A 15,875-nucleotide genomic window follows, 5' to 3' on the forward strand; every position below is an offset into this window, starting at 1 on the left:
GACGCGGGCGGAAACCCGGGGGCGGGGGTGCAGTACACGTCCCGCCCCCGGTAGACGGACAGGGGATCAGAGGCCGGTCGCAGGCGGCGGCGGTGAGGCCGTCCCGCTGGGCGTGGCGTTCTGTGCCCCAGGGGACGGCGGTGCGCCCTGCGGCGGCGGGGTCGTGGTCGGCGGCACTGACTGCCAGCCGCCTTGCTGGCCGGACGCGGCGCTCACGCCGGATCCACCCGGCCCCGGGCTGCCGCCCACCTGGCCGCTGGTGTCATCCGACACGCTCGTCGGCGCGGGCTGGACGGCCTTCTCCAGGCCGGACTTCATGGCACCGCCACCGGGCGAGCCGCCCGTTCCGCCACCCTGCGAAGCGTTCTTGCCGCCGCCGCTGTCGCCGGTCGGGTTGGCGGCGATGTCGCCGGGGAATCCGCCTCCGCCTGCGGCGTCGGGGCCTTGCGCGGCGGCGACACCCGCTCCGGCTGCCGCGCCGCCGGTTCCGGCGGTGGCGGCTGCTGCCGCGGCCTTGCGGGCGACGTTCTCGGCGTGGGCCTTGGCGATCTGCGCTCCTGCGCCGCCGGCGCGGTGGATGGACTCGCCGTCGGTGCCGTCGGCCGCCCAGTGCACGAACTTGAAGACGGCATAGGGGCACAGCAGCACCAGGATCATGATCACGATGCCGGACATGACGTCGGCGAGGGCGGCGATGCCGTCGGTGGCGTCGGTCTTGCCCATGGCGGCGATGCCGAGCACGAAGATCACAGTCATCAGCAGCTTGCTGACGACGAGGGTGGCGGTGGCTTCGATCCAGCCCTTGCGCCAGCGGCGTGCGACTTCCCAGCCGCCGCCGGCGGACGCGAAGACGGCCAGGGTGACCATGACGAGGATGCCGACCTTGCGTACCATCATCACGCACCAGTAGAGGAAGGCGCCGATGGCGGCGCCGAGACCGACGACGACCGGGACGAGCCAGCCGAGTCCGGCCAGGGACCCGATCTGGCTGACCTTCACGATGCGGCGCACGGCCGACTCGATGCTCAGGTGCGCGGTCTTGAACAGGCCGTCGCTGACGGCGTCGACGACTTCGACGGCGACCGTGGTCAGGGCGATGGCGCAGAACGCGAACAGGACCCCTGACATGGTGCCGGTGAACGCCTGGGTGAGGGCTTGTCCGTCGCGTCTGACGGCGGCCCGGACGAGCTGCGCGCAGAAGGTGGCGACCAGCAGGACCAGGCCCAACGGCAGCAGCATCTCGTAGTTGTCGCGGAACCATCCGGCGTTCAGGTCGACCCTCGTGGTGGTGTTGACCGCCTTGGCGGCCAAGTCGGCCGCTGCCGCAGCCAGCTCACCTGCGGACTTCGCCATCCAGTCACCGATGGCCTTGCCAGGGTCCGAGGCGAAATCGACCGCGTCGCCGACGGCACAGAGCTTGTCCGCCAGGGGGTAATCACAGAAACCCACGGGGAATTACTCCTCCTTATATCGTGTCAGGCGCGGGTCACTGCGTGACGCTCGGAGCGATGGCGGCCAGGGCACAGTCGTGGCCGGGGCGGCACTGCACGGCGAGGGTCACGGCGCGGTCCTCGGCTCCGCCGCCGCCCTGTTTCCAGGCGATCTGCTGCGTGCCGTTGACGGTGACGACGTAGATGTACGCCTCGGTGATCGCCGAGGGGTCCTCGGCGAGGGCCTGCTTGAACGCGCCCGGGTAGTGGCTTTCGGTGACGCGGGCGGTGGCGTGCTGGTCCTGGTCGGCCATCCGCGACCACAGCAACGGATCAGGGACCTGGCCGGAGACGGACGCCCAGTCGGCGTAGGCGGGCTCTTTGGTCATCCACGCGCGCATGCCGGCGAGCTGCTGGTCGCGGCTGGTATCGCGGGTGTCGTAGGACCACAGCATCTGGGCTGCTGCCTTGGCGTACGCGACCGGCTCGGCGATCTGCGGAGGCTTGGGCACGGAACCGGAGTCGGCCTCGGGTTTCGGGGCGGGGGCCTCGGAGGAGGACGGGCTGTGCGTCGCGGCCGGCCCGGCAGCGGTCGGATCCCGGTGGGCGTTGCCGCTGCCGGACAGCCAGGCGACGGCTGCGGCGATGGTGAGCAGGACGGTGACGACCAGAGCGACGATGGCGACGCGCCGGTTGGCCGACCAGCCGACGCCGTAAGAGGACAGCGAGAGGGTGGGGAATCGGTTCCGCATCAGTGGACCTGCGAGCCGAGGGTGGAGAAGAACGCGACGATTCCGTTCGCGGCGCCGAGGCCGAGGGCGGCGCCCGCGGCGACGACGGCGCCCTTCTTGCCGTTGGCCTCGGCCTGGTGGCCGCCGGTGTGGTGGCCCCAGGCCCACACGCCGAGCGAGACGGCGAGGGCGCCGACGACGGCGATGATCCCGAACATGTTGATCGAGTCGACGACGTTCTTCAGCACGCTGAGCCCGGGCAGGCCGCCACCCTTGGGCGAGATCCCTGGGTCGTAGGCGAGCTGGATGACGCGGTCTGCGAGAGGGAGGGACATAGGTGTGGCGGGGCTCCTTGCATACGCGGGCCAGACGAGGGGCGGCGAGAAGAGGGGAAGCAGAGGGGGTGGGGAGATGCGCTCGGGGCGCGGGAGATCGCCGCGGCGGCGGCCCGCCCGGGCGGTGCCCTGGCGGGGTGGCGTCAGATGACGCGGCGGGCGGCGAGAATCGTCCAGTCCTTGATCGGGGTGATCCGGACCGGCTTTGATGTGCGCGGTGCCTCGATCACGAGGCCCTCACCGATGTACATGCCGACATGCTCAGGCCGGGCGGCGGTGCCGCGGCTGAAGATGAGGTCACCGGGCTTGAGCTGGGCGGGCGAGACCGCCTTGCCCTCGTTGACCTGCGTGTACGTGGTGCGGGAGAGCGTGACGCCGGCGTGCGCGTACGCCTGCTGCATCAGCGAGCTGCAGTCGCAGCGGCCCATCGGGTCCGGGCCGTGGGCGTTGGTGCAGGATCCGCCCCACTGGTAGAGGGTGCCGAGCTGGTGCATCGCCCACTCGATGGCCTTGCGCGCCTTCGGGTGGGCGTCCTTGGGGATCTTGTATCCCTTCGGGACGCTGCCCTCGGGGATGGGGCCGAAGCCGGAGCCGTCCTGGCCCGGAGCGCAGCCGGTAGTGCCGGCTCCCGGGTCCTTGCCTGTGTTCGGCTCCTTGGCGTCCTTGTTGTTGCCGGCGCCGGGGAAGGTCTTGGCGATGGCTTCCTGCAGCGCGGTGGCCAGGTGCTCCCACTGCGCGTACGCGTCCGGCAGGCCGGACTGCTGTACTGCTTGGGCGGCCTGGGTGACGGTCATCTGCTGCCAGCCGTTCACCTTGAGCAGGTGCTTGTAGAACTGCTCGCTCGCGTACGTCGGGTCACGGATCTGCTCGGCGGTGCCCCAGCCCTGGGAGGGACGCTGCTGGAACAACCCAAGGCTGTCCCTATCGCCGTAGTTGAGGTTGCGCAGCCTCGACTCCTGCATCGCCGTGGCGAGCGCGATGACCTGGCCCTTCTTGGGGACGTCGAGGCTGATACCGGTGGCCACGATCGTCTGGGCATTGGGCACCTGCTCGGCGGGCAGGTCCAGGCCCTCGACGTGGACGTTCTTGCCGGACGCCCCGTCGAGGATCTTGGTGACCTGCTCGGCGACCTTGCCGGTGTTGATGTCGTTCAGGCAGATGAGGGAGCTGCTGCTGCTTTGAACGGCGTCCGTGGAGGACGCCATCATCATGCCGGTGCCGGCGAGCAGAAGCGGGGAGAGGAAGACGACGCCGATGCCGGCGGCGAGCGCCTTCAACCGGAGCGGACCGCTCGTGGGTCAGCGAGGTCGGGCAGGGGTGGGTAGCGAGACGTCATGAGCGTGTCCTTCGGGGGTGCGGTGTCCGGCGTGCCGCGTGCGCGAGGCGTGGTGGAAGGGCGCGGCGGCCGGGTGGGCGATCAAGGCGGACCGATGTGGGGCGAGTTGCCGCTCGCTCCCAGCTGGCCGGGCCGTGAGCTAGGTGTGCCGGGGCAAGGGGGTACCTCCGTGAGGTGTGGCGGGGGAGTAGCCAGCGGCGGTGTGCGCCGGGCGGTTCAAAAACAGTAGATGCGGATTGGCGGTTGACCAAAAAGCTGGCGCGAGGTGCCGGAATCCGGCACCCTCGCACGGCACTTCTTGGTCGTCGGCGGATTCGCCTCTACAGTTTTTGGACTCCCCTCGCCTCCTCGGTCTGCGGCCCTGGGCTTCTGCACGCCCACTTCCGGCCCGCGAGGACTCCTGTGCGAGGCGGCTAGTTCCCTCCGTGAATCCGCACCCGAATAGGGGCCCCTCTTTGCCTTTTTCCCTTCACCAGGGCGACGCCCTGGCCGTTCTCTCCGGCCTTCCGGACGGCTGCGTCGACTCCGTCATCACCGACCCGCCGTACAACAGCGGTGGCCGGACCGCGAAGGAGCGCACCACCCGCTCCGCGAAGCAGAAGTACACCTCCGCCGATGCCAAGAACGACCTCGCCGACTTCACCGGCGAGAACATGGACCAGAGGTCCTACGCGTTCTGGCTCACGCAGATCATGACCGAAGCGCACCGTCTGACGAAGACCGGCGGGACCGCGCTGTTGTTCACCGACTGGCGTCAGCTCCCGACGACGACGGACGCGATCCAGGCCGCCGGGTGGCTGTGGCGCGGCGTGCTTGCCTGGCACAAGCCGCAGGCCAGGCCGCAGAAGGGCCGGTTCACCCAGAACTGCGAATTCATCGTCTGGGCGTCGAAGGGGGCGATCGACGGCTCCCGGAACCCGGTCTATCTGCCCGGCATGTACTCGGCGTCGCAGCCCTCAGGCGCGCAGCGCCGGCACATCACGCAGAAGCCGGTCGAGGTGATGCGCGAGCTGGTCAAGATCAGCCCCGAGGGCGGCACGGTCCTCGACTTCTGCGCCGGCTCCGGCTCCACGGGCGTGGCCGCTCTGCTGGAAGGCCGGGACTTCATCGGCGTGGAGAAGACCGAGCACTACGCGTCGATCGCGGCCGACCGGCTCACCGAGACGATCCGCGAAACCCTCACGCAGGACGACGTGGACCTTACCGGCTGAGCCCCGTCCTTGCCTGCTGCCAAGGCGACCGGCTCCCCAAGCGTAGCCGCCGGCGCAATACCGCCGCAGTGGCCGTGCAGCTCGCCGGATGGGCCGCGCGCAGACGCTTCCGTCTTTTTCTCATCCCGTGTCTCGTAGGAGGCCGAGCTTTTCAATGCCCGAATCAACAAAGTCGCCTGACGATGGCGAGTTGGAGCCGGTTCGTATTCCGGATCGACAGCTGGAGGGAATCGAGGCGAGCGTGCGGCGGCTCATGGAGCAGTCGGCGCAACAGGCTCAGCAGCTCGACCACCTCGCGTCCGCCCCGCCGCCCAGCGGATCACCGTTCGCCGCCTTCGGCATGCCAGGACTCGGCGGGCCGCCTCCCGCCGCTCCACCGGAGCCCCGCCCGATCCTGGAACTCGACGGAGAAGAACGCGAGGACGAACTCGACGCCCTGTCCGACTGGGTGGATGACTTCTTCCTCCCGGTGTACGGGGCGGAGGTCACCACCGCGGCACCCTGGTGCCTGCAGTGGCAGGAGCACGACGACGTCGTGGCCTGGCTCCACGCCCTGTGGCTCGCCTACCAGCAGCACAAGGATCCCGAAGCCGGGCTGTCCGGCCTGTTCGTGTGGCACCGGGACTTCCTCACCCACGCCGTCGCGGCGATCCGCGCGCCGGGTGGGCCGCTGTCGGCCTGCATGACCTCACCCGACCGGCCCGCGCACCGCCTTCTGCCCGGTCCGCCGCCGTCCGTGCGCACGGAGACGGCGAACACGACACAAGCCGCCGAACCGGACGAGCCGACGTCATGACCGCGGGAGCGGGACAGCCCGCCTTCGGACTCAGTTTCGACCCCCGCGCGCTGACCGATCTCCTCCAGGCCCCCAGCGACATCCGCGACCTCACCCTCGCCTACCTGCAGGAAGTCGTGAACGCGCAGCGCTTCGGCCTGCGTCTCGACGGTGACCTGGAGGGATTCCGGAAGCTGTTCGTGGACTCGCGCAAGGTCTGGCGCGTCGTCTACGGCGTCCGCCCGGCACCCGCGGAGTCCGCGCATCCCAAGGAGATCCACGTCGTCGCCATCCGGCCGCGAGCAGGCAACGAGGTCTACGACGAGGTCGGCCGCCGCCTGGGGATGACCCGCCGGCCGCTGAGCGCCCGCACCCACGCGGCACGCTCGCGTTCCCCGCAGATGACCACCCGCGCTCCCGTGCCCCGGCCCGGTCCGCCGCCCACCGCACTGCCGGGGCTGCCCCGTCCCGCCCCAAACCCCGCGCACCATCCCACCCGCTGAACGCACCGAGGTCCGCCTATGCCGCCTCCACCCGCGCCGACACCAGGTCGGCGCGCGGTCTCCCCGCTCGACCACCGCCTCCAAGCCGTCACCGGGCACGACATCGACACCCTGTGGGCCTACCGCGACCGCGGCGTCCTCGACGAGCAGCACGCCCACCTGGTCGACCGGCACCGTGAACTGGCCAAGGCCCAGACCAGCGTCACCTTCTACCTCCGGCTCCTCAACCGCCTGTCCAGCGGCGAGTTCGACGTCGACAGCGCCCTGTTCACGCGCATCGACCGCACCGTGGACCAGCTGGAAGAGGCCGCCGCCGCGCGGGACGCCGCCGCCCGGGCGGTGCTCGCCGCCCTGGAGCCCATCGAAGCCGCAGCGGCGGCTTCCGCGCCCGACGCACGGCAGCTCTCGACGGATGACCAGGCGGCGCTGCTCGCCATCGCCGGCGGCGCCAAGCTCTACGAACACCTGCTGACCGGCCGGATGTCCGTCACAGCCGCCTCCGGTACCCGCATCCCCCACGCCAAGCTGCAGCAGTTGGAGGACGCCGGCCTGGTCGTCCGGGACACCGGCCACCCCGTGCACGCAGGCCAGCCGGTCGCGCTCACCGACGCCGGACGGGCCGCGCTGTTCGCCGCCCGCCGGGCTCCCACGGTGCAGGCGCCGAAGGTCCCGGCTCGCCCCGGCGCATCGCGGCCCACCCCGGCGCAGCGGCGCTGACTTCACCGAAAGGCCCTTGTTGTCTCCCACCGACCCGGCGCCGGACCGGAAGTCCCTCCCCGAAGTCGACTTCGACCTGGACGACCTCGACGCCGACGAGGAGAAATATCTCGACTTCTACCGCAAGGTCGCCGTCCACGAGGACATGCTCGTTCCCCTCGCCGAACACCACGACGGCCCGCACAGCTACTACGTCCTGTTCGACCGCACCACCACCTGGGGGCACCCCGGCATGCCGCAGGTGCTCGCCGTGCATCTGCAACGGGACCGCGAGAAGCGGACGTTCAGCTTCGAGCATGCCCCTCTGCCGCTGCCCGCGATGGCGCAGTCCTGGCTCATCCACCGTGGCTGTCCGTCCGATGCCATCGCCCTCGCCCCACTGGGCCCGCCGCCAGCGGACGAGGCCACGCGCGCGCTGGAGTTGCGCCTCGCCGGCGACGGCGACCACTACGCCATGGGCTACTCCTACACCAGCGACGACCCGGACGACATGGTCATCGTCGTGGCCCTGCGTGCCCTGGACGAGCGAGCTCCCTCGCCGTTCCGCGTCGTGGTCGAAGAGGTCGACACCGAGACGTGGACGCACACCCTGCGCGAGGGCGGCTTCGACACGCTCGGCGAGGCACTGCAGTGGTGCGACGACCGCCTCGCGGGCGAGGCCGGCCCTCTTCCGCCGGTCCGCCCGGCAGCCGCAGTTAGCCGCCCGGCCGGCTTGCCGAAGGCTCCTGCCCCGCGCCCGCCCGGCCGCTCACGCTGAGCGTCAAAGCCGACCAGGCGGCGCAACATAGCCGACGATCGCCGGTTAGCCAAACCGGCGAATATCCGGACTCTTATACAGCCGCCGGGACAACACCCGCGGCACCTTCCCCGCAATCCCTATGCCTTCACGGAGGTTTCTTCCGCATGCGCTCCACCCGAATTGCCATATCCGCAGCCATGCTCGGCGCACTCACTCTGCCTGTGCTGTCCGCCACCACCGCCAGCGCGACCCCCGCGAGCAGCTGCTCGTCCCAGCCGCCGCTGCCGTACGAGGTACACACCAAGGCCGTGACCATCCGGTCCAAGGCCACCACGAAGTCCACCGCGCTCGGCGTGCTCTACAAGAGCCACAAGTTCACCGTGCACAAGAAGAGCGGCAACTGGCTCTACATCACGGACAAGACCACCGGGGTCAAGGGCTGGGTCTCCGGCACGTACGTCTACCGCGACGTCCGAATGTGCCTGGACTGACAGAGCCCAGCAGGTGCCCGTAAGCGGCTCAGCCACCGGGTACGGCAGCCCCTCCCACCCCAGGGATCGGCCTTTCCAGAACAGGAGATTTCCCTTTGCCCGATGGCATATCCGATGAGTCTGAGGATGTCGTGGGCGTGCTCACCGAACGGATCGAAGCGCGCTTCGACATGGGCATGGACCAGTTGAAGGCCGCGGTCGCCGCCGCGCCGACCGCGAATCCCGATGCCACCGACGTCGTCAAGTGGCATGGCCTTCTCGTCGAGGCCCAGTCCGTGTTGGAGCGTGCGGAGGACGACCTCCTCGCTGCGCTGCAAACCCAGCCCAGCGAGATCGACGATCCGACGATGGGCCTCGCCCACCGGGTGAACGCGGCCGTCACCGCCCGCGACGGCCGAGCCATGGTTGTGCGCTGGCTCCTCGACCCGGACGCCCCGGGGAAGAAGGACCTCGCCGCCCAGCGCCTCGCCCGCCTCCGGCCCCGAACCGGCCCGGCGGTGCAGACCAGCGCTCCCCACCGGCCCGCCGGCACAGCCGCACCGGCATCGGCCTGGCGGCCGGCAAGGACCGCCCGATGAGCCGGGACAAGGCCAGCACCATGGACGCCGACCTGCAGAAGGTCTTCGGCAACCCGCTACCCGAGCTGTACGAGACGGCTGCCAGCCCAGGTGCCTCGCCCGCGCTCGCCCGTGCCCTGGAGCTGCGTTCGTTCCTGGCGCTCACCGAGGAGCAGGTCGCCCGCGTCCGCGACCGCGTCCACGCCGACATGGACCCGGACCGCGACATGGGCGAACTGTCGGCGGACAAGCTCCGCTTCGACGCGCAGTGGCTGGAAGCCGCACTGGAGGCCCGCGACGGCTACCGCGCCGCCCTCGGCGGACTGCTGCGCACCATGCCCCCGCCTGCCCAGCAGGCTCGGCCCGTACGAACGGCTCAGCTCAGGGCCACCGCAACCCTGCCCCCGTCTGCCGCCCCGGCACCGCAGCGTGCCGGGGCGGCCCGGGCCCGCCGACCGTGAAAGCCCACGCTTGCCCCACCTCACGTCCACCGACATAGCCGGACGGATCGAGGACTTGTACGGCGCGCCGCTCGCCGACCTCGAAGCCCACGCCCAGGACCAGCCGCCCGGCATGCTCTCCGCCCTGCTCGGCATGCACGACGACCTCGCCCTCGCCGAGCGCAGCATCGACGTCCACCGCGACCACCTCGCCCGGCTCATCCACCCCGAGCGGCAGATCGACCCGCACGAGGTCTCCCACCTCCTCGACGGTGCACGCCGGCTCGCCGAAGCCGTCGCCGTCCGCGACGTCCAGGCCAAGTCGGTCGCCGCCGTCCTGCAGAGCCTGGCCCGCGTCCCGGCCCCGACGCCTGCCCCGCCGGCTCCCTCGCCGTCCGTTCCAGCTCCGCCTCTACCGGTGCCGAGCCCGGCACACAGCCGCTGACCCAGGCGATCTCTCTCTTTCCTTCACCCAGGAGTTCCTCCCTTGGCCATCACCGCTCTGCCCCGTGACACCGACGCCGACATCGCCCGGGTCACCGAGGCCCTCGCCATGATCACCCCACGCTGGAACGTGAGGATCCTCCTGGCCCTCTCCGGCCCGCCGCTGCGCTACAGCGAGCTGGCGGCCAAGGTGTCCTGGCTGCAGAACGGCCAGCTCCACCCCAAGCTCAAGTCTCTGTGCGACGCCGGACTCGTCGAACGCACCGAACACACCGCACGGCACGTGAGCTACCGCCACACCGAACGTGGCGCGGCCCTGCTGCCGGTCCTGCCGGTGATCGTCACCTGGGCCGAGGAACACCTGGAGAAGGCGGACGGTCCGCTGCCCGCGATCGAGCAGATCGAGGACGGCCTCACCCTGCTCACCCGGCGCCACGCCGCCGCCATCCTGTGGGTGCTCAAGTCCCGACAGGAGGTCAGCGGCCGGGCTCTGGCCCGGATCGTGATGCCCAGCAGCGACTGGACCAACATTTATCCGCCGCTGCGGCAGCTCGTCGCCGACGGCCTGGTCGACACCGACGGCATCGGCCAGCCCTACCGGCTGTCCGCAGCCGGCGACGGCCTTGGCCCCGTGCTCGGCGCCCTGTCCGCCTGGTCCGCCGGGCAGAGCCTCGACCAGGCGGCCCAACACCCGGTCTGGGGACACCCGCAGGCGAAGCCCGCGCCGAGGCCGTGGCTCAGCAGCCAGCCACGACCGACCCCCGCGGCGCTCCCACCCGCTCGCACGACCGCATCCTCTCCGGCGTGGCACCACCGCGATCTCTTCTCGCACGCTACGACCGCCCGCCCGAAGGCAGCCATCCCGGCGGGAGGCCCGCGCCGATGAGCACCCCCTTCACCCCTGCCGAAGTACGCCACGCCGTCGAACTTCTCGCCTCGCGCTCCTTGATCCGCCTGGTCACCGAGATCGACGACAACGGCGCCATACCGCCGCGACGGCTGGCCGGCACCCTGCCCGACCTCTCCACGCACCAACTGCGAAGCGCCTCCGACACGGCCCGCGCCCACGGCCTCGTCCGGATCGCACCCGGCTCCGGTCTCGAACTTACCGAGGCAGGAGCGGAGTTGGCCGACCTGTACGACGCGATGGCTCGCTGGGCCCGGCGTCACGCCGTCCCGGCCCCCGTCTGCGAGTTCAGCCGCCGTATCCGGCACGTCCTCGACCTGTTGGCACCGTCGCTCTCCACCGAGCGCGCCGACGCTCTCTCTCCGCTGACCGGCGACGGTGCCGAGGCGGGGCTGGCCCGTCCCCGCACCCTCCTGATCCAGTGGCTGGCCGACAACCCCCAGGTGGCCAGGGTGCCCGAGCCTGAGCCGGTCGCGTGAGCGCAGCGGTCACACCGCGGCACGCACGCCACACCGGCGGGCTGATGCGCAGCATCTACCTGCCGCGCACGGCGGACGCGTTGGCGTTCGCGATGTCCACCTACGGCATCCCGCTGCTTGTCCTAGCCACGACGCGATCCGCTGCGCTGACGGGCGCCGCCTTCGCCCTGGAGTGGATTCCGCGGCTGGCTGCGTTCGGGTGGGCCGGCTCGGTCGTTGACCGGCGCGGTGCCTCGGTGGTCTTCCACCTTGCCTCCCTGGGGAGGGCGCTGGCCCTCGCCGCTGGCGCGGTCCTGCTCCACCTCCACCCGTCCGGCACCGTGGCGGGCGCGACCGTGATGGTGCTGGCGGCGACGACCGGCGTGCTCACCGAGTTCAGCTATATCGCGGCCGAGACCGCGGGCGCCGCCGCCGGACGGCGAGCAGGACGGCGGGCCCACCGTGTCCAGGCCGTCCTGCTTGGCATCGACCAGACCGCAACCATGGCCGGGCCGGCGTTCGCCGCAGTGCTCCTGCTCGCCGGGCCGCCGCCGATGCTCGCAATGATCAGCGTGCTCTCGCTGCTGGCTGCCATGCTCGCCCTGCGCACCCCGCCCTCGCCCGTGGCACCGGCCCGCGCGCCGAAGGGGCAGTCCGGCGCCGGACTGCTCACCGGGTGGCGCACCATCCGCTCGCTGCCCGCGCTCGGCTGGCTCGTGACCGGGCTGACCCTGTCCAACCTGGCCACCGGCCTTCTCCAAGCGGCCGGCCCCGTGATCGTCGTCAAGCACTTCGGGCAGTCCACCACCGCCGTCGGCCTCGTCTGGTCCGCCGCTGCCGCAGCGACGCTCCTCAGCGTCACATTCTGCCGGTTTGCGATCGACCGCCTCGGTCTGTGGCCGGTCGGCGCCGCCTGCGCCGCCCTCGCCTCACTCGGCTGTCTCGCCGCCGCCCAGGCCCCCGACTACCGGTCCTACCTCGTCCTAGTCGCGGTCCTCATGGCGGGCGAAGGAGGCATGACGGTCGTCCTGCGCACCCTGCGCTCCCGCCTGATCCCTCCGGAGAAGTTCGGCAGCACCCTGTCGGCGACCATCCTCATCCTCCTGCTGCCCTTCCCCGTCGCCGGCGTACTCACCGCGCTCGCCCCGCCCGACGCACTGGGACACGTCATCACCGCATGCGCCGCCCTGCAGGCCATCGGCCTGTTCTGCTCCTTCGCCCGCCTTCGCACCGATCCCGTCCTGCGCACCTGACCCTGCTGCGTCCTCAGCCCGTGGAGAACTTCATGTCTATCGCCGCCCTCGGATCGCACCGCGCGACCGGTCGCACCATCACCGAGCAGTTCCACGCCTTCGACGCCCACAACCCGAACGTCTACCGGGCCCTGGAACGCATGGCCGCCCGACGTCTGGCCTCCGGCGCCACACGCGTCGGCGTGAAGGACCTCTTCGAGGACCTGCGCCGCCAACTCCCGTACGGGGTCGCCGGGCTGAACAACAACTTCACCGCCCTCTACGCCCGTCGGCTGATCAGCGAAAACCCGCACTGGGCTGCGGCGTTCGAGTTGCGCCGCCGTCGTGCCGACTGACAGCTCTCGGTTTCCTCCCGCCTAAGCATCCTCGGTCGGCACCGACTTCGCCGCTCTGCTCCGCCGGCCCCGCTCGCGGCGGCTGCTCGCCGGACACTCAGCGGCCCTGCGCCGCCGAGGGCCGCCGTCCACATATCCCTGCCCCCTCTTTAGATTCTGAGGAGCCTGTTCTTGCCCGACCGTCCTGTCGTCCTGGTCGTCGCCGCATCCGACATGGAGGCCGAGGCGTACCGCGGGTACTGCCTTCAGTCCGTGGCCGCCGTCTACGACGTCGTCCTGATCACCGGCGAAGAGCCCTCGTGGGAGACGCCGTACCTGCGGGACTGCGTTGTCGTGTCCGATCCGACCGACCAGGCGGCGCTGTCCGCCGCCGGCCGGGACCTGGCCGACCGCTACGACCTTGCCGGCGTGTTCACGTGGACCGAGTGGTACCTCGTCCCGGTCGCCCGCCTCGCCCGCCAGCTCGGCCTGCCCACCACTGCCCCGGAAGCCATGCAGGCATGCCGCAACAAAGCCACCTCCCGTACGTTGTTCGCCCAGCACGGGGTTCCGTCGGCAGCCTCGGTGAGCGTGCGCACGCGTGCCGAGGCCCAGGTGGCGGCCGAGCGGATCGGCTACCCGGTCGTGCTGAAGCCCGCCGCGCACGCGGCCAGCATCGGGGTGATCCGCGCCGACACCCCCGAACAGCTCACCGCCGCCTTCGCGTTCGCCGACCAGGCGGCCGGGCTGGGACTCGAGTCCACCAGCGTGCTGGTGGAGGAGTATCTCGACGGACCCGAGGTGTCGGCCGAGTGTGTCACCTACGGCGGTGAGACCACCGTGGTGGCCGTCACCCGCAAGACGGTCAGCGCCCCGCCGTATTTCGAGGAACTGGCCCACTCGGTCGACGCCGCCGACCCACTGCTCGACGTGGTCGCACCGGCGGCACGCGCCGCGATCCACGCCCTGGGAATCACCGACGGCGTCTCCCATGTCGAGATGCGGCTGGTCGACGGCCGGCCGCGGCTGGTCGAGGTCAACGGCCGGATCGCCGGTGACATGATCGGCCATCTCGTCCAGCTCGCCACCGGCATCGACCTGCCGCGCACGGCCGCCGACATCGCCTGCGGCCGTGCCCCCGACCTCACCCCGACCCGGTCCTCGGCCGCCGCGATGCAGCTGCTCTACCCTGACACCTCCGGCACCTTGCTCCGCCTCGGATTCGACGGCGTCAGCCCGCGCTGGTTGGAACGCGTGCACTTCCAGCACCAGGTCGGCGACCAGCTGCTCCTCCCGGCCGACGGCGGCAACATGTTCACCGCCCGTATCGGCTACCTGATCACCACCGCGCCCACCGCGGACCTCGCACAGGCCCGCGCCAAGCAGGCTGTGCGCCATCTGCAGGTCGCCCTGGTGCCGCACACGGCCGACGAGCCTGCTGCGGGTGGCCGCCCCGCATGACCCGCGCCGACGCTTCCGTGCGCCGCAGCCGTGTCCTGCTGACCAGCTACTTCCTCGGCCTGGGCGTGGTGATGGCGGTCTGGGGCGCCCGGATGCCGGCCGTCCAGCACGCCGCTAACCTCACCACCGCTGGCCTGTCGCTCGTCCTGCTCGCCGCCGCTGTCGGCATGGTTGCCGGACTGCAGGCCGGCGGCCGACTCGCCCGGCCCGACCGACTTCCCCTGCTCCTGATTGGCGGAGCTGTCGCACTGGGAGCGGCTCTCGCCGTGCTGGGGCAGTGCCGGACGCTGACCTCGCTACTCGCGGCGGCTGTCACCTTCGGTGCCGCGCACGGTGTCCTGGACGTCGCCGCCAATACCGCGGCGGTTCGCTGCCAGAACGCCGCCAGCCGGCCGGTCATGTCCTCCCTGCACGCCGCGTACTCGATCGGTGCCCTGGGCGGTGCCGCCCTGGCCGCTGCCACTGCGCGCACAGCCCACAGTGCCTTGTTTATAGCCACCGGCCTCGCGCTGACCGCGACCGTGCTCGTGGCCGGGCCGCGCACCCTCGCGCTGAGCGGCGCCGACCAGCCCAAGCTGCCGGAGCCCCAGGGGGCCGGTCAGGGCCGGGCGGGAGGTGTGTGGCTGTTGGGTGCGCTGGCGGCTGCGAGCCTGCTGGGGGAGGGGGCGGCGGCCGACTGGGCCGCAGTGCACCTGCACACGCTGCACGCCACAACCGCCCTCAGCGCGACAGCGTTTGCCCTCTACAGCATGGGCATGGCGATCGGCCGGCTCACCGGCGACTGGCTCACGACCCGCTTCGGCGCTCCTGCCGTGGTCCGCACCGGCGCTGCGCTCGCCGCCGGCGGACTGACCACCGGCGTCCTGGTCGGCAGCGTGCTTGCGGCGCTGGCCGGCTGGGCGGTCTTCGGGCTCGGCCTGTCCAGCACCGTCCCCTCCCTGATCACCGCCGCCGGCAGACACGGCCCGAGGGCCGTCGCCACGGTCTCCGTCACCGGCTACCTCGGCCTCCTCGCCGGCCCCGCCGTCATCGGCGCCCTCGCCAGCGCCACCACCTTGCCCACGGCCCTGCTGCTGCCCGCCCTCCTCGCAGCCGCTCTCGCCGCCCTCATCCGCCGAGCCCTGGAGAACACCGCCCCTTGACCCGCCCCACCGGCCCCGACGCCGTCATCCTTGACTACAACGGCGTCCTCGGCCTGCAGCCCACCCGCGCCCAGTGGCTACGGCTGGCCCGTACCGCTTCCTGGCCCGAAGACGATCTCGCAGCATTCCAGCGCGTCTTCTGGAACGCCCGCGACCTCTACGACGCCGGCCAGCTCAGCGACCTGGCGTACTGGGCCCGCGTCCTCGGCTTCCATCCGGGCCCCCGCCTGTTGCGCGAACTCCTCGCCGCAGACACCGACATGTGGACCGCGACCGACGAGGGCGTCCTGTCCGTCCTGCGCCGCGCCCATACCACCGGACTGCCGATGGTGCTGTTGTCCAACGCACCCGCCCACCTCAGTACGGTGCTGGACACCCACGACTGGCGCCGAATGATGACCCAGGCGCTCTACTCGGCCCGCCTGCAGCTGTGCAAGCCCGACCCGGCTATCTACCAGCAGGCGCTGGCGGCCACCGGGGTCGGTGATCCACGACGTGTCCTGTTCGTGGACGACCGCCCCGACAACTGCCAGGCCGCCGCCCGCTTGGGCCTTCGCACGCTGCACTACACCGGCTCCACCGACGCCCTCCGAGCAGCTTTGCTGCCCGCTGATTGACCCATCCGCCCCGC

At 71.3% G+C, this 15,875-nt stretch carries 20 protein-coding genes; 16 read left to right on the forward strand and 4 right to left on the reverse strand.

Annotation, left to right across the window (positions count from 1 at the left end):
* Window positions 1-66: 66 nt before the first annotated feature.
* From ACIRPP_RS24150 to ACIRPP_RS24165, 4 genes are all read right to left on the reverse strand, one after another.
* Window positions 67-1,449 carry an ATP-binding protein gene (locus tag ACIRPP_RS24150; RefSeq protein ID WP_403646459.1) on the reverse strand — a complete coding sequence of 461 codons (1,383 nt, stop codon included), beginning with the start codon at window positions 1,447-1,449 and terminating at the stop codon, window positions 67-69.
* Window positions 1,450-1,486: 37 nt separating this feature from the next.
* Window positions 1,487-2,182, reverse strand: a complete 696-nt coding sequence (locus ACIRPP_RS24155) for a hypothetical protein (RefSeq protein WP_403646462.1) — start codon at window positions 2,180-2,182, stop codon at window positions 1,487-1,489.
* Window positions 2,182-2,496 carry a DUF6112 family protein gene (locus ACIRPP_RS24160; RefSeq protein WP_037661115.1) on the reverse strand — a complete coding sequence of 105 codons (315 nt, stop codon included), beginning with the start codon at window positions 2,494-2,496 and terminating at the stop codon, window positions 2,182-2,184. Before ACIRPP_RS24160 ends, ACIRPP_RS24155 begins: the two co-directional genes overlap by 1 nt.
* A 143-nt stretch (window positions 2,497-2,639) precedes the next feature.
* Entirely contained in the window at window positions 2,640-3,773 is a 1,134-nt protein-coding gene (locus ACIRPP_RS24165) for a C40 family peptidase (protein WP_403646465.1), read from the reverse strand.
* Window positions 3,774-4,287: 514 nt separating this feature from the next.
* Between ACIRPP_RS24165 and ACIRPP_RS24170 the strand changes: the two genes are divergently transcribed.
* From ACIRPP_RS24170 to ACIRPP_RS24245, 16 genes are all read left to right on the forward strand, one after another.
* Window positions 4,288-5,043 (forward strand): site-specific DNA-methyltransferase, encoded by a 756-nt coding sequence (locus ACIRPP_RS24170; RefSeq protein ID WP_360965016.1) that lies wholly within the window; start codon window positions 4,288-4,290, stop codon window positions 5,041-5,043.
* Window positions 5,044-5,296: 253 nt separating this feature from the next.
* The gene (locus ACIRPP_RS24175) at window positions 5,297-5,839 is read left to right on the forward strand and encodes a DUF4913 domain-containing protein (RefSeq protein ID WP_061915836.1); all 543 of its coding nucleotides are present in this window, start codon (window positions 5,297-5,299) and stop codon (window positions 5,837-5,839) included.
* Complete coding sequence (locus ACIRPP_RS24180) at window positions 5,836-6,321, forward strand: hypothetical protein (RefSeq protein ID WP_403646468.1); 486 nt, start codon at window positions 5,836-5,838, stop codon at window positions 6,319-6,321. Before ACIRPP_RS24175 ends, ACIRPP_RS24180 begins: the two co-directional genes overlap by 4 nt.
* Window positions 6,322-6,339: 18 nt before the next feature.
* Window positions 6,340-7,038, forward strand: coding sequence for a hypothetical protein (locus tag ACIRPP_RS24185; RefSeq protein WP_006143154.1), 699 nt, complete (start codon window positions 6,340-6,342; stop codon window positions 7,036-7,038).
* A 16-nt stretch (window positions 7,039-7,054) separates the two neighbouring features.
* A complete protein-coding gene (locus tag ACIRPP_RS24190) occupies window positions 7,055-7,795 on the forward strand; it encodes a hypothetical protein (protein WP_399172613.1) in 741 nt (246 codons plus the stop codon).
* A gap of 179 nt (window positions 7,796-7,974) precedes the next feature.
* The gene (locus tag ACIRPP_RS24195) at window positions 7,975-8,268 is read left to right on the forward strand and encodes an SH3 domain-containing protein (protein ID WP_403646837.1); all 294 of its coding nucleotides are present in this window, start codon (window positions 7,975-7,977) and stop codon (window positions 8,266-8,268) included.
* 95 nt (window positions 8,269-8,363) lie between these two features.
* A complete protein-coding gene (locus ACIRPP_RS24200; RefSeq protein ID WP_061915850.1) occupies window positions 8,364-8,846 on the forward strand; it encodes a hypothetical protein in 483 nt (160 codons plus the stop codon).
* Window positions 8,843-9,286, forward strand: a complete 444-nt coding sequence (locus ACIRPP_RS24205; RefSeq protein WP_006143150.1) for a hypothetical protein — start codon at window positions 8,843-8,845, stop codon at window positions 9,284-9,286. The genes ACIRPP_RS24200 and ACIRPP_RS24205 overlap by 4 nt, the downstream gene beginning before the upstream one ends.
* A 10-nt stretch (window positions 9,287-9,296) precedes the next feature.
* On the forward strand, window positions 9,297-9,710 hold the full coding sequence (locus ACIRPP_RS24210) for a hypothetical protein (RefSeq protein ID WP_006143149.1): 414 nt from the start codon (window positions 9,297-9,299) through the stop codon (window positions 9,708-9,710).
* Between the two features lie 42 nt (window positions 9,711-9,752).
* Window positions 9,753-10,595, forward strand: a complete 843-nt coding sequence (locus ACIRPP_RS24215) for a winged helix-turn-helix transcriptional regulator (protein ID WP_403646473.1) — start codon at window positions 9,753-9,755, stop codon at window positions 10,593-10,595.
* The gene (locus ACIRPP_RS24220) at window positions 10,592-11,095 is read left to right on the forward strand and encodes a regulator (protein WP_334540751.1); all 504 of its coding nucleotides are present in this window, start codon (window positions 10,592-10,594) and stop codon (window positions 11,093-11,095) included. The genes ACIRPP_RS24215 and ACIRPP_RS24220 overlap by 4 nt, the downstream gene beginning before the upstream one ends.
* Window positions 11,092-12,327, forward strand: coding sequence for an MFS transporter (locus tag ACIRPP_RS24225; RefSeq protein ID WP_360964992.1), 1,236 nt, complete (start codon window positions 11,092-11,094; stop codon window positions 12,325-12,327). Before ACIRPP_RS24220 ends, ACIRPP_RS24225 begins: the two co-directional genes overlap by 4 nt.
* 32 nt (window positions 12,328-12,359) lie before the next feature.
* The gene (locus ACIRPP_RS24230) at window positions 12,360-12,662 is read left to right on the forward strand and encodes a hypothetical protein (RefSeq protein ID WP_040896681.1); all 303 of its coding nucleotides are present in this window, start codon (window positions 12,360-12,362) and stop codon (window positions 12,660-12,662) included.
* 213 nt (window positions 12,663-12,875) lie between these two features.
* Window positions 12,876-14,102 (forward strand): ATP-grasp domain-containing protein, encoded by a 1,227-nt coding sequence (locus ACIRPP_RS24235; protein ID WP_040896769.1) that lies wholly within the window; start codon window positions 12,876-12,878, stop codon window positions 14,100-14,102.
* Window positions 14,099-15,244 carry an MFS transporter gene (locus ACIRPP_RS24240; RefSeq protein WP_403646478.1) on the forward strand — a complete coding sequence of 382 codons (1,146 nt, stop codon included), beginning with the start codon at window positions 14,099-14,101 and terminating at the stop codon, window positions 15,242-15,244. The genes ACIRPP_RS24235 and ACIRPP_RS24240 overlap by 4 nt, the downstream gene beginning before the upstream one ends.
* On the forward strand, window positions 15,241-15,861 hold the full coding sequence (locus tag ACIRPP_RS24245; RefSeq protein WP_403646481.1) for an HAD family hydrolase: 621 nt from the start codon (window positions 15,241-15,243) through the stop codon (window positions 15,859-15,861). The genes ACIRPP_RS24240 and ACIRPP_RS24245 overlap by 4 nt, the downstream gene beginning before the upstream one ends.
* Window positions 15,862-15,875: the final 14 nt, after the last annotated feature.

The sequence above is a fragment of the Streptomyces sp. NPDC101219 genome (assembly GCF_044767675.1).
Lineage (GTDB): Bacteria > Actinomycetota > Actinomycetes > Streptomycetales > Streptomycetaceae > Streptomyces.